The sequence below is a fragment of the Microcoleus anatoxicus genome (assembly GCF_042465725.1).
In the GTDB taxonomy this organism is placed as follows: domain Bacteria; phylum Cyanobacteriota; class Cyanobacteriia; order Cyanobacteriales; family Microcoleaceae; genus Microcoleus; species Microcoleus anatoxicus.
The window spans coordinates 1,290,913-1,305,063 of sequence record NZ_CP120853.1 but is presented as its reverse complement, the minus strand read 5'-3'; the positions used below and the strand labels follow the sequence as shown (position 1 = coordinate 1,305,063).

The window sequence follows — 14,151 nt, the reverse complement described above, 5'->3', positions numbered from 1 at the left end:
TCGGCGGTTGAAACCGCGTCTACACAAACGAAGTCTGCCTCCGCAGACTAAGAGATAGAATAGTTACCACAGGCAACTTAGGAGAAAGAATGAAAAGGACTAAATTGAAACTGAAAAAAGTAAAGTTATTTCTGCTGGCGCTTTGCTTGTTTACAGTTAGACTCGTTCCCAGGCTCTGCCTGGGAACGAATATCCAGAGGCTCTGCCTCGATTTATACTCGGCGGTTGAAACCGCGTCTACACAAACGAAGTCTGCCTCCGCAGACTAAGAGATAGAATAGTTACCACAGGCAACTTAGGAGAAAGAATGAAAAGGACTAAATTGAAACTGAAAAAAGTAAAGCTATTTCTGCTGGCGCTTTGCTTCTTTACAGTTTCATTATCAACATTTAATTTATTACCTTCCTTCGCAGCGGGACCGAAGCACTACGACGAATTGACATTTCCGGCACTGCCAGAATTGAAACTACCTAAATACACTCGCTTTGAACTTAAAAATGGGATGCGAGTCTACTTAATGGAAGACAAAGAACTGCCCTTAGTCGGAGGAAATGCGCTATTTCGCACCGGAGAAAGATTTGAGCCAAGCGAGAAAATCGGACTGGCAAATTTAACTGGGACAGTCCTGCGCACTGGCGGTACGAAAAAGCATACGTCAGACGAACTAAATCAGTTGCTAGAACGTCGCGCTGCTTCGGTAGAAACGGGGATTAGCGCTACTTCTGGAACTGCTAATTTTAGTGCTTTAGCTGAGGATATAGAGCCTGTATTTGACTTGTTTGCCGAAGTCATTCAACAGCCAATTTTTGCTCAGGAAAAGTTGGATTTAGCTAAAAAACAAGAGCAAGGTGGAATCGCGCGCCGCAATGACAATCCCGACGACATTACTAGCCGGGAGTTTCAAAAGCTGATTTATGGCGATCGCAGTCCTTACGCCCGCACGGTAGAATACAAAACCCTGGCGAATATTTCCCGCGAAGATTTGGTGAATTTTTACCAGAAGTATTTCCATCCCAAGAATATGATTTTGGGGATTTCTGGGGACTTTGATACGGCAAAAATGCGATCGCTCATCGAGCAAAAATTCGGTAACTGGGAACCGACTGAGATGGCAGAAGTGCCACCCTTACCCACTGTATCAGCAGCCAATAAAGGTGGCATATTTTTCGTAAATCAGCCCCAACTAACTCAAAGTTACGTGCAAATGGGACATTTGGGCGGAATGCTCAATAGTCCAGATTACGGTGCTTTGGATGTAATGAATGGGGTTTTGAACGGTTTTGGTGGCCGTTTGTTCAATAACGTGCGATCGCGCCAAGGCTTAGCTTATTCAGTCTATGCTGCTTGGAGTGCGAGGTTTGACTATCCAGGAGTATTTGTCGCAGGAGGCCAAACGCGATCGGAAGCAACCGTACCATTTATCAAAGCAATTAACACGGAGATCGATCGCATTCGCACCGAAGCAATTACCCCAGAAGAATTAGCTTTTGCTAAAGATTCAAAAATCAATTCATTCATCTTCAAATTTGAAGACCCCAGTCAAACTTTGGCGCGATTAATGAACTACGAATACTACGGTTATCCGCAAGATTTCATTTTTAGCTACCGTCGCAGCGTGGAAAAAGCCACAATTGCTGACGTACAGCGCGTCGCTAATACTTACTTGAAACCGGAGAATTTGGTGACATTAGTAGTGGGAAATACTGGGGCAATTCAACCACCATTATCGAGTTTGGGAACTTCGGTAAAAGTGCAATCTGTGGATATCACAATTCCCTCGGCAACTTAATCGGTAATAAGTTCATAATCAGGACTAAAGTCCTCACTACAAACCATTTTTAGGTTCGTAGTAAGGACTTTAGTCCTCTATTTTTCACGTCATATCAATTGCGGTTGTATCGTCAGGTGATTTAACCGCGAAGGCGCGTTCGGCGAAGCCGTTCCCGTAGGGTAGGACGCGAAGGAAGAGAAGAGAGAGTTTAATACAGGACGATGAAGAGGATTTTATATCAGTCGATCGGGATCAACACCCAACTCCCGCAACTTTGCCGCCAATAAATCCGCGCGCAGCCGTTCCTGTTGGGCCCGCAGCCGTTCATATTCCGCTTGTTCCGAACTCCACAACAGCAAATTTCCCTGCGAATCCCACCAGCGCAGCCAGTTAATAGTTTGTCCCAGCCGTTCCCCCGACCAAATCCCCAGCCACAAATCTAACTCTGGAATCCGCACCCGTCCCTCAGCATCAGCGGTCTGGGCTGCATAGCGCCCATTTTGTAGATACCGCACTTCCAGCTTGGGCTCGTAGGGATCGTAGGTAACATAGGTGGGCACTTGCAAAATCTGCTCGTAGAAGTAGAGCTTGCCGTAGGGAGGAGTCGATCGCACCGACAGTTCGCCGTAATCTTCGTTAGACAAAAACTCCATCACCACCAATACTGGCGCACCCTCCAGATTGGGCGTGTAGCTGCGGCGAATCATCCCCTCAGCAACTGGATGCACTTGCGGCACGTAAAACCAATCCGGTGCTTTGACTACAGTCTGCTTATTTATAGTCGCTACCAGTCCAAAATTGGAACCAATTAGCGCAGGCCCAATGCGTCGAGCAGCCCCCAAAGCATCGGTGAGAGCCGCAGCAAGGGGCGGTTGTTGAATATTTTCCACGGGATCGTCCGGTAATACAAAGTCGGCTGGTAGGGCTTCCCAGGTGACAGTTGGTACTTTGGAACTCGATGGGATTTGAAGAACCATTAGTTTATACCATTTCAGATTTTAGATTTTAGATTACTCGTTACCAGGCTGGAGCCTGGGAACCAGTTAAAAGATTATGTTATTGTCTTCAGTCCGCGGAGGCGGACTTTGTTTTTGTAGGCGCGGTTTCAACCGCCGTCTGCTTTGTTTTTGTAAACCTGGTTTCAACCGCCGCCTGCAACTAAAAATCAATACTCAAAGGCGCTCTCGGAAACGGAATCACATCACGAATATTCCCCATTCCCGTCATAAACTGCACCAGCCGCTCAAACCCCAAACCAAAGCCAGCATGAGGCACAGTACCATAGCGGCGTAAATCCAAATACCACCACAATTCCTCCTTATTCATCCCCTGAGCTTCCATGCGTCTTTCCAACACATCCAGCCGCTCTTCCCGCTGGGAACCACCGATAATTTCCCCCAGCTTAGGAGCCAAAATATCCATGGCTCGCACGGTTTTCTCATCATCATTTAACCGCATATAAAATGCTTTAATTCCCACGGGATAATCTGTGACAATTGTCGGCTTTTTAAACAATTCCTCAGCCAAATAACGCTCGTGTTCCGACTGCAAATCCAAACCCCAACTTACCGGAAATTCAAACTTTTTGTCAGATTTTTCCAAAAGTGCGATCGCCTCGGTGTAGGTAATCCGCTCGAACTGATTATTAATGATATTTTCCGCAGTAGCCAAAACCGTCTTGTCAATGCGATCGTTGAAAAACTCCATATCTTCCGGGCAACGATCCAACACGTATTTAAAAATATACTTTAAAAACGCCTCAGCCAAATCCATATCACCCTGCAAATCGCAAAAAGCCATCTCCGGTTCAATCATCCAAAACTCAGCCAAATGCCGCGAAGTATTAGAATTTTCCGCTCTAAAAGTCGGGCCAAAAGTGTAAACATTGCCGAAAGCCATCGCCATAATTTCCGCTTCCAACTGACCACTTACTGTCAGATAAGCGCGTTTACCAAAAAAGTCTTTCGCATAATCAACCTCTTGAGAATCAGTGCGCGGGATATTTTTTAAATCAAAGTTGGTAACAGTGAACATTTCCCCCGCACCTTCGCAGTCACTAGCAGCAATAATCGGAGTATGCACCCACAAAAAACCCCGTTCTTGGAAAAATTGGTGTACCGCCGCCGAACAAGCATTGCGGACTCTAAAGACAGCACCGTGGGTGTTTGTACGCGGCCGCAAATGCGCGATTGTTCGCAAAAATTCCAATGAATGTCGCTTCTTTTGCAGCGGATAACTTTGCGGATCTGCATCTCCGTAAACTTGAACTGTCGATGCTTTTAATTCAATTCGTTGTCCCTTCGCTGGAGATGCTACCAACACTCCCGAAACTTCTAAAGATGCGCCTGTATTTAATTGTTTGAGTACATTTTCAAAGTCTGGCAAATCGGCATTGATAACTACTTGTAAATTAGCCATCGCTGAACCATCGTTGACTTCTACAAAGGCAAATTCTTTCAATTCGCGCTTAGTGCGAACCCAGCCTTGAACAGTTACGGTTTCGTCAGGTTCACCAGCCCGCAAAATAGCTGCAATTCGTTTATTTGTCATATTTTCTAATCCTTTTTATCAAACTAATAGGGGGCGGGTTTACGAGATCATGAGTTTCAGGCGATTATGGTTGGTAAAACCCGCCCCTACAAATCTTAACTTCCAATTTTAACCTGTATAGGATTTCAAAATCCAACCGAGCAAAATACCCAGTCCCCCAAAACGAACTGCTTGCCAAAAAGGTTGTTTTATGCTAGCCCAGGAAAACAGACTGCTTTCTAAATTTAACTCGATCGTTTCTAATTCTTGCTCAATTTCCCGCAATTCTTTCTTCAGTTGCGGTAAGCGATTTTGGCGCTGTTGCTGGTGGATTGCTTCGCGCCGATGCCCCAGTTCCGCTTGGCGCTGGCGATCGACCTGAATTTGAGTGTAACGTTCTTTGACTGCTGCGAGCGATCGCTCCACCGTTGAGAGAGCTTGAACAAACTCGCTGTCATCATCTCCTGGTGTCTCTGGATTAAACTCTGACGGCTGTTGAGGCATTGTGATACGCAAATCTGACAATAATTAAAATTTAGTTGTTATTATGTGCAGTATATTTTTTAAATTATCGCTAGGATTACCAACTATGCTTGAAACTACACAAACGCCTAAAACTGTCAACCTCAACGAGCTTACCACAGTAGAACTAGCCCAAGCTCTTGCCGCCCGCCTCGCTATCTCCGAAAAAGATTGGCATCGTCTCAAGAATAACCGTCCTGCTCGCGCCGCTGAGCAAGCTGGGGCTGCTTTGGTCTTTTTGCTCAAAAATCAGCCAGAAGAAGCCCTCCCTCGCTTGAATCAAGCCGCAGGATGGCTAGATCGATCGATCTCTGCTCCTCCTTGCCCCACCCACGGACACGGAAAATAGTTATGCAGTTTTGATCGAAACTAGGGAAACTCAAAACCCTGTGGTTTTAGATGCCCGACTTGTGGAAGAAGTCGGGCATCTAGGTGTGATATTTTGTTAGTGGGAGTGACTTATGCACAACAAGTAGACCGATCGAGATGTACGATCGGTCGATTGGGGAACCAAAGAACTCTCCCGTTGTGACTGATGTTGACAATTCTGCCAAATATTAGTAGTTTTACCGCCAGCGAGGTAGGCTTGAGGAACTGGGAACTTGTTTGCATACCCTTAACTCTGTACCCTGAGAATTCCACTCAACCCGATCGAATATCTGGTAAAGAATAAACAACCCCCTGCCGCATTCATTTTCAACGTCAGGGAGTTCACAGTTATCTGCAACATCGCTATCGCAATCATCTGTATAAAGGTTGCAATTGCAAGGGGCTTGAAACCCCGTTCCCTCGTCTGATATCACCCACCAATATTGATTTTGTACGATGGAAAAACGGACTCCAACAGTTTTACTGGGGTCTAGTTTGTTTCCATGTTTAGCAGCATTTACCAAAGCTTCTTGAAGCCCTAACCGTAATTCCGCTTGCCAGTGAACCGGAACCTCTGCTAGGAGCAGATCCAAAACAGGACAAAGGTATAGAGTAGAAGCGAAGCTAATCGTAATCCAATTGCGCCCTACTGGACGGGCTGAGATAGCAATCACTCAGAAAACTCCCTAACTTTCAGGTGAATAATTTTCACACCCTGCATAGTTGGCTCCCCTAGTATTAACAATGCCGATCGATTGAGCGCCACAGCTCTATCTATATTTTAGAGTATCAAAACCCTGGATCAAAGCAAAGATCCTCACAAAATATTTTGCGACTCTCACCCTAGGACTTTTTGCTCACTCAGCCACCCTGTCAGGGGACTTCACCAAGGTCGCATTCCCAAAACCTCAACTTGCCAATCTCCCAGATCCCCAATATCAATCAGTACAAAAGCTACATTAATCCGTAGATCCCTGCTCATAAATCGCGGAGTGCTAGCTCTGGTTTGGTAGGTAATTACCATAAGTTACCATTGTCAAACTCTTTTGATACAATAATTAATGTAAATAATTAATTTATTTAAATTAGGCAGAGGAAAGACAAAATCTAGGGTTGGGCCTGGGGGGAGTTGTCGATCCGGGATGGGACACTGGCCCTCTACCCAATCTTACGGATAACTATCCTCCGTAATTCCTGTAATTTTTTACAGGAGATAAACAAACCCAGCCATAAATGCCACCCCCGTACCGGGCGCTACTGGCCCCCGTGGTTCATTTTGTTTTTTTATGTAGTTAATATAGTGTTTTTACGTAAGTATTAAGGGATGTTCTGGGCTGGCGATCGCGCGTGGGACTAAAGGCGATCGACAGTTAATGAATCAGAGTCCAAGTTTATATCTATAATTTAAAATTAGAATTCAAAAATTATAAAAACTATAAAAACTAAATAAATCAACCAAAACACAAGTAAATGCCATGTCACAGAAATACATAAAATTAGATGCCGAGGCTTATGAGTCCCTCACAAGAGAGCTCGCAACCCTGAAAGGGCGGCTGGCGGAACTAGAAATGGCAGATAAACAAGAGTCCGCTAGAGTTGCCAAACAAAAAGCACTGTTTGCCGTAGTGACCAAAATTCGCGAGTCTCTAGATTTAGATATTATTTTAAAATCCACAGCTACAGAAGTACGGCAACTGCTGAATGCCGATCGAGTGGGAATGTTTCAGTTTGACCCCAATTCAGGATTTGACGACGGGGAATTTGTCTCAGAAGACGTGCTGCCGGAGTTTGACTCCGCCAAAGCCATCAAGGTACACGATCGTTGTTTTGGAACACAATACGCAGTCAACTATCAACAAGGAAAAATTCAGGCAGTTACTGATATTTACAACGCCGGATTGAGCGATTGCCATATTGCTATTCTTTCCCGGTTTCAAGTCAAAGCTAACCTAATTGTACCTTTAATTAAAGGCAATCAACTATGGGGATTAATCTGCATTCACCAATGTCGTAGTCCGCGACGTTGGCAGGAAGATGAAATTGAGTTTGTTACTCAAATTTCAGTTCATTTGGGAGTAGCAATACAGCAAGCAGAACTTTTAGAAAAAGCTGAAAGGCGGTCCACAGCACTCCAGACAACTCTTGAGGTACAATTGCAAAAACGGACTGAAGAGTTAGTTAAGGAAGCAGAGCGAGAACGAGCCATAACTCGCATGATTGACAAGATTCGCCAAACCTTAGAGATCGAAATAATTTTCCAGACAGCAGCCACAGAGGTGCGAAAACTGTTGAATGTCGATCGCATTGCTATTTATCAATTTCGCGAAGACTATTTCGGTGACTTTATCTTTGAATCAGAATCTGGGGAATGGCCGAAATTGGTAGGCAGTGGTTGGGAAGACCCTTACTTAAACGAACACAAAGGAGGCAGATTCCGCAATGCCGAAATTTTTATCGCTGACGATATCTACAACGCCGGTCAAAGTGAGTGCCACATCGAAGCTTTAGAATATTTTGGTGTTAAATCCTGTGCCGTAGTTGCAATTTTTCAAGGAGAAAAACTTTGGGGACTACTGAGTGCATTTCAACACACTGGTCCGCGACATTGGGAAGAAAATGAAGTCAAATTACTGACTCAAATTGCTACCCATTTGGGAGTGGCATTGCAGCAGTTAGAATACCTCGAAAAAATTCAATTTCAAGCTAAACAGCAGGCAAAAGCAGCCGAACAGGAGCGGACCTTAGCCAGGGTAATTGAAAGGATTCGTCAAACCCTAAACATCGACAAAATTTTCAGTGCTACTACTCAAGAAGTTCGCCAAATCCTCAACTGCGATCGCGTAGCAGTTTACCGTTTCTTTCCTGACTGGAGTGGCGAATTTGTCTCGGAGTCCGTAGCCGAAGGCTGGATATCTTTAGTAACTGAAAAAATTAAAACCGTCTGGCAAGATGAATACTTGCAAAATACTCAGGGAGGTAGGTATCGCAATCAGGAGATTTTTGTAGTAAATGACATTTACAAAATTGGCCACTCTCAGTGTCACCTAGAAATTCTAGAGCAAATTGAAGCCAAAGCATATTGTGTGGCCCCAGTTTTTGTAGGTAAAAATCTCTGGGGTTTGCTAGCAGCTTATCAAAACTCAACTTCTCGTGAGTGGGAACCTGGAGAAGTCAGGTTGCTGACTCAGATTGGCAGTCAATTGGGAGTAGCCATGCACCAAGCAGAATTGCTAGATCAAACTAAAAAGCAGTCCTGGGAATTGCAGACAACGTTGGCAGATTTGAATGCAATTGTTGACAACTTGGCTGACGGATTATTAGTCACAGATATAGAGGGTAAAATTACGAGGTTTAACCCAGCTCTCCTCGCGCTGTTTGAATTAAAAGATGTGGAGTTGAAAGGCAAAAAAGTCTCTGATATTTTTGCTAAAAACTTGGCAAAGCTGGCTGATGAAGCGGAACGCAATGAGGGAGAAATTGTGACCCTTGAGGTGGAACTGGGCAATAACCGAATCGGTCAAGCTTTGGCAACAAATATTCTCAAAGAAGCTGTGAATGATGAAGTAGATCACTCCCTTGGTTCGGTTATTTTGATTAGGGATGTCACCGTTGAACGAGAAGTTGACCGAATGAAAACAGACTTTTTGGCTACAGTTTCTCACGAACTGCGGACACCTCTAACTTCTGTTTTGGGTTTTGCTTCAATCATCAAAGAAAAACTAGAAGATGTGATTTTTCCTGCCATACCTATCGAAGACAAAAAAACCAAAAAAGCTTTGCACAAAGTGGGAGATAATATCAATATTATTGTCTCAGAAGCTGAGCGACTCACCTCTTTGATTAATGATGTTTTGGATATTGCTAAAATGGAGGCTGGCAGAGTAGATTGGCAGTTGCAACCAACCGAGCCAGTACAAATATTGAAACAGGCGATCGCCGCTACTTCATCTTTATTAGAAAAAAATAATTTGAAATTGATTAAGGATTTTAAGCCTGGACTTCCCCAGGTATTAGTTGACCGCGATCGCATGGTTCAAGTATCTATCAATTTGCTCTCCAATGCCGTAAAATTCACCCAATCAGGTTCCGTTACTTGCAAGGCAAGAGTAGAAAACGACGAGATAGTTATTAGTATTATAGATACTGGCATAGGTATTGCACCAGAAGACCAAAGCAAAGTTTTTGAAAGATTTAAACAAGTGGGAGATATCCTGACCCAAAAGCCGAAAGGTACAGGCTTGGGACTGCCAATTTCTAAACAAATTATTGAACATCACGGCGGTAGAATTTGGCTAGAAAGTGAAGTTGGTCGCGGCAGCACTTTTTCCTTTAGCATACCGATCGTAAAAAATGTTCAACCAGTAGAGAAATGGGAAAATTTCAATGATTTAATTTCAGAATTAAAACATCAGGTTGTCAGCAGAACTGCGACAAATACTAAAGATATCAAGCAGATTCTCGTTGTTGACGACGAGCCTAACATCCGGGAACTGCTCCGACAGTCACTGGAAGAAGAAGGGTATGAAGTTACGGAAGCATTTAATGGCATCGATGCTATTTCTAAAGCAAAATCTTTAAAACCAGATCTGATTATTTTAGATATAATGATGCCACATATAGATGGTTTTGATGTCGCTGCTGTTCTCAAACATGACCCCCAGACTATGGGTATTCCCATTGTCATAGTTTCTTTGATTCACGATCTGGAAAGGGGCGCTCGCTTGGGAATAGACAGCTATTTTACCAAACCTATTAACATAGGAAGACTATTGAGAGAAATTGGCTTGCTGCTGAATCCAACTATCTCTAACAAGACTGTATTGGTGGTAGATCGCAATCCTTCAAATCTGAAAACAGTCTCGGATGCTTTGGTCTTTCAAGGATATAATGTCATCAAAGCCTATAATGCTGAAGAATGTCTGGATCTAGCTATATCGAGGAAGCCAAATTTGATTATTATTGATGAAGTATTATCTCAAGAAAAAGAACTTGTCAAAACTTTGCGCCTGACTGATGGCTTGGAAAATATTGCCTTAATTTTTATGGGAAATATGGCAGTAAATAACATACCTAAAAAAGTAGAGCAGTCAAACAACAACACCTAGAAATCTTAAAGACTTCTGAAAAATTTGGATTTACTACATAAATCTAGCTTCTGAACATCCTTAAATTTCCCGATTGAATCTGAACAACTTACTGAAAAATATTGAGGAAAAATGGCAGTTAAAAAAGTTTTAATTGTAGATGATGAACCGAATATTCTGATTTTGATGGAGCAGGCTCTGGAAAAATTGGAAGATGAGGATGACGTAGAATTAATCACGGCTAAAAATGGACTGGAAGCACTGGAACTGATCCAGGAAGAAAAGCCGGATTTAGTTTTTCTCGATGTCATGATGCCGAAAATGAGCGGACTAGAAGTATGCAACACTGTTAAAAACGAGCTGAAAATGGATAATGTTTATATTATTATGTTGACAGCCAAGGGACAAGAATATGATAAACAAAGTGGTATGGCTGTGGGGGCAAATCTTTACATGACTAAACCTTTCCGCCCGAAAGAAGTCCTGCAAAAAGCTAGAGAAGTTCTCGGTTTGACTTGACACCCTTTCAGATATCTGCAATATAGCTCTGCCTTTATTAATTATTTTTGGGAGAGCTAGTGACTGATTTGAAAATAACTCGCGAGAGTATACTCATAACTAAATAGCAAAATTAATGGTTCGTATTAATCTGAAAAAATTGATTTCTAAAAAAGATTTTCAGGCAGTTATTAAGGGTGCTATTTCGGCTCTAGATGCTCCGATCGCAATTCGTAATATTGAGGGAGTTATTTTATTGGGCGAAGACAGTCATCCATGCTTATACAAATACCCTGTGGTGCTAGCCGATGAAGTAATTGGTTATGTCACAGGCTCTCAAAAAGCAAAATTCATTGCTGATTTGATTGGCTATGCTGCTCAAGCTGATTCGGATACAAGAATTTTGGCTATGGATACTTTGGAAAAGTACGAAGAAGTGAATTTTTTGTATGATTTTTCTAGTAAAATTTCAAGTTGTTTAGGAGTCTCTGAAGTCACTGATTTAGTGGTAACAGAAGCCAAAAAATTGATTGAAGCTAGCAATATTTCGCTGATGTTAGTCAATCATAAAATTGGAAGATTAGAAGTGATTTCAGCCAGGGGAAAAAAGTATAATAGCAAAACAAAAATTGGTCCAAATGTGGGGATAGCAGGTCATATTCTCGTTTCGGGAAAAGCTGAAATAGTCAATGATGTGCTTTCCGATCCCAGATATGTTAAGGGAAACAATGAGCTGCGTTCTCTCATTTGCGCTCCTTTAACTACACAAAGTGGTACGATAGGTGTCATCAATGTTAGTAATAATCAACTCGTAAACTATACAGCACAGGATTTAAAACTTTTGACAGCTTTGGCTTCCCAAGCAGCAGCGGCGATCGAGAATGCGCTATTGCATGAAAGTAAATTGAAGGAAGAACGGATTAAGAATAATTTGGAAAGATATCTTTCTCCCCACGTAGTCCAAGCAGTTATCGAAGCTAAAGGAGAAATTTCTCTGAATCCAACTAAGCGAAATATCACGGTGCTTTTTTCCGATATTAGAGATTTTACTACCAAGTGCGAAGAACTTCCGGCTGAAAAAATAGTGCTCTATTTAAATGAATATTTCACCCAGATGGTAGAGGTAATTTTTAGTAAACAAGGTACGGTAAATAAGTTTGTAGGAGATATGATTGTGGCAATGTTTGGGGCTCCTTCGGAAGTGGTCGATCGAGAACGGAAAGCGATCGAAACTGCGATCGATATGCAGCGTCGGATTGAAGAAATTTCGATTCCTTGGATTAGGGATAACTTTCTCACAGGTATTGGTATTAGTGCGGGTGAGGTGGTTGTGGGAAATATTGGTTCGCCGCAGCATATGGATTATACTGCTATCGGGGATGAGGTGAATATTGCCTCTAGGTTGCAGTCCATTGCTAAGGGAAAACAAATTTTGGTTAGCGATAGTGTTTATAGCGCTACTAAAGATATGTTTGAGTTTAAAGAGATGGGTCAAGTGATAGTGAAAGGTAAGAATAAAGCTGTAAAAACTTTTGAGGTGATTTATCAACAATGAAGTAAATATAGCAATCCTTGCAGGAGTCACAAATTTTTCACCCCACCCCAACCCTCCCCTTGCTAAGGGGAGGGAGTAAGAAGTTCATAAATGATTTAGGATTGCTATAGGAATCAGAAAAGAGGTTATTAAATATAGTTGGGCGATTTTGGCGGTTTATTTGTTAAGCTAGAAATTGCACTCTGTCAATAAACCTTAGATTTATGCACAGGTTATTAACTGGGAAACTGCGGGTAGAACATTTAACCATACCGATCGCCAATCTTCCAGCAAATCTATCGGGTACTAGACTGGTACAACTGACTGATTTTCACTATGACGGGGTGCGGCTTTCGGAAGGTTTACTATTCGAGGCGATCGCAGCAGCAAATGAAGCGGAAGCAGACTTGATTTTCTTAACCGGAGATTTTATCACTCTGGAAACTGCCCCGATTCACGACTTAGTAAAACGATTGAAAAATTTGCAAAGTCGGGTGGGAATTTATGCTGTTTTAGGCAATCACGACCACTATTGGCCGGGGGGTAAAATAGAAGTTACTAATGCTTTAAATAACGCGGGAATTCGGGTTTTGTACAATGAAGCTACCTATCCTTTGGGGGAAAATTTAGCTTTAATTGGGTTTGCAGATTTTTGGTCTGGGGATTTTCAACCTGAACCTGTAATGACATCAGTTGATATATCTATCCCTCGGATTGTCTTGTCTCACAATCCTGATACTGCGGAAAAGCTGCAAGGATACCGGATTGATTTGCAGTTGTCGGGACACACCCACGGTGGTCAAATAGTGATTCCCGGTATTGGGCCTGTGTATGCTTGGCTAAAAAAAATTAGCTCTGCTATTCCTCAATGGGTACGCAATTGGATGCCTTTTTTCTCCATTGACGAGCGAGTAGTTAGTCACTGGGAATGGGCCAGTGGTTTACATCGGGTGGGGAATAATTTACTATACGTGAATCGCGGTTTGGGAACCTATGCACCGGGAAGGCTATTTTGTCCGCCGGAAGTGACAGTAATTACTTTAATTTGTGAATGAGTAAGAGGGGCAAGAACGGAGGAATTGCCCCTAAGAAATACCGGACATATATTGAGCCTGTGTCTAATTCCTATTAACCGTATTTTTAACTTCCTTCCCCAAACCGATAACCTCTGCCATAGACTGTGTGAATCAGCACTGATTCGCGAGGGGCTTCTATTTTGCGGCGTAGCAGGCGAATTTGAGCAGCTAATACATTGCTGCTGGGTTTTTCTGCTTCATGCCACAAATATTGGTGGATTTGTTCATGGGTCAGCAATTGACCGGGATGGCGCATTAAATATTCTAACAACTGACATTCTTTTTCAGATAAGTCAATGGTGCGATCGCCCCGATAAGCCAATTGATTGTCGTAGTCTAGTTGCAAATCACCAACTTGTAGCCTTCCCACACCCACATCAGCATCAAAAGTCGGAGGTCGCCGCAATAAGGCCCGGACTCTGGCGAGGAGTTCTCGCAATTCAAAAGGTTTTACCAGATAGTCGTCTGCACCGGCATCCAATCCTTGTACCCGGTCATCTAGGGTATCTTTGGCGGTGAGAAATAGGACTGGTGTATTCCGTCCTTGCGATCGCAATTGTTGACAAATTGCCAATCCTGTTTTCTGAGGCAACATCCAATCCAAAATTAGCAAATCATAATTGCCATGAATTGCTAAATTGTTGCCAGTTGCGCCATCAAAAGCCACATCAACCCTGTAACCCTCGCGGGTTAAAACTCGACTCAAGGGGTCAGTTAACTCAACTTCATCATCAACTAAAAGAATTCGCATTCTGATTTTAGATTTTA

11 protein-coding genes are annotated in these 14,151 nt (G+C 42.8%); 6 read left to right on the top strand and 5 right to left on the bottom strand.

The window, feature by feature from the left end:
- Positions 1-307: 307 nt before the first annotated feature.
- Entirely contained in the window at positions 308-1,789 is a 1,482-nt protein-coding gene (locus P2A85_RS05450) for a M16 family metallopeptidase (RefSeq protein ID WP_377477973.1), read from the top strand.
- Positions 1,790-2,004: 215 nt separating this feature from the next.
- On the opposite strand, the gene P2A85_RS05445 is transcribed toward P2A85_RS05450, so the two are convergent.
- From P2A85_RS05445 to P2A85_RS05435, 3 genes are all read right to left on the bottom strand, one after another.
- Entirely contained in the window at positions 2,005-2,748 is a 744-nt protein-coding gene (locus P2A85_RS05445; RefSeq protein WP_377477972.1) for a Uma2 family endonuclease, read from the bottom strand.
- 181 nt (positions 2,749-2,929) lie between these two features.
- Positions 2,930-4,321 carry an asparagine--tRNA ligase gene (gene asnS, locus P2A85_RS05440; RefSeq protein WP_377477970.1) on the bottom strand — a complete coding sequence of 464 codons (1,392 nt, stop codon included), beginning with the start codon at positions 4,319-4,321 and terminating at the stop codon, positions 2,930-2,932.
- A 108-nt stretch (positions 4,322-4,429) separates the two neighbouring features.
- Positions 4,430-4,804, bottom strand: a complete 375-nt coding sequence (locus P2A85_RS05435) for a DUF2203 domain-containing protein (RefSeq protein ID WP_377481320.1) — start codon at positions 4,802-4,804, stop codon at positions 4,430-4,432.
- Positions 4,805-4,889: 85 nt separating this feature from the next.
- Between P2A85_RS05435 and P2A85_RS05430 the strand changes: the two genes are divergently transcribed.
- The gene (locus P2A85_RS05430) at positions 4,890-5,171 is read left to right on the top strand and encodes a DUF6439 family protein (protein WP_340520747.1); all 282 of its coding nucleotides are present in this window, start codon (positions 4,890-4,892) and stop codon (positions 5,169-5,171) included.
- A gap of 217 nt (positions 5,172-5,388) precedes the next feature.
- Here P2A85_RS05430 and P2A85_RS05425 read toward each other — a convergent pair whose 3' ends face one another.
- On the bottom strand, positions 5,389-5,865 hold the full coding sequence (locus tag P2A85_RS05425; protein ID WP_340520745.1) for an anti-sigma regulatory factor: 477 nt from the start codon (positions 5,863-5,865) through the stop codon (positions 5,389-5,391).
- Positions 5,866-6,666: 801 nt separating this feature from the next.
- Here P2A85_RS05425 and P2A85_RS05420 point away from each other — a divergent pair.
- The 4 genes from P2A85_RS05420 to P2A85_RS05405 all read left to right on the top strand — a co-directional run bounded on the left by P2A85_RS05420 (position 6,667) and on the right by P2A85_RS05405 (position 13,362).
- Complete coding sequence (locus P2A85_RS05420; protein WP_377477968.1) at positions 6,667-10,296, top strand: GAF domain-containing protein; 3,630 nt, start codon at positions 6,667-6,669, stop codon at positions 10,294-10,296.
- 111 nt (positions 10,297-10,407) lie between these two features.
- A complete protein-coding gene (locus P2A85_RS05415) occupies positions 10,408-10,794 on the top strand; it encodes a response regulator transcription factor (RefSeq protein WP_377477967.1) in 387 nt (128 codons plus the stop codon).
- Between the two features lie 115 nt (positions 10,795-10,909).
- On the top strand, positions 10,910-12,328 hold the full coding sequence (locus P2A85_RS05410; protein ID WP_377477965.1) for an adenylate/guanylate cyclase domain-containing protein: 1,419 nt from the start codon (positions 10,910-10,912) through the stop codon (positions 12,326-12,328).
- 203 nt (positions 12,329-12,531) lie between these two features.
- Positions 12,532-13,362 carry a metallophosphoesterase gene (locus P2A85_RS05405; protein WP_377477963.1) on the top strand — a complete coding sequence of 277 codons (831 nt, stop codon included), beginning with the start codon at positions 12,532-12,534 and terminating at the stop codon, positions 13,360-13,362.
- 85 nt (positions 13,363-13,447) lie between these two features.
- Here P2A85_RS05405 and rppA read toward each other — a convergent pair whose 3' ends face one another.
- Complete coding sequence (rppA, locus tag P2A85_RS05400) at positions 13,448-14,134, bottom strand: two-component system response regulator RppA (protein ID WP_377477961.1); 687 nt, start codon at positions 14,132-14,134, stop codon at positions 13,448-13,450.
- Positions 14,135-14,151 lie beyond the last annotated feature (17 nt).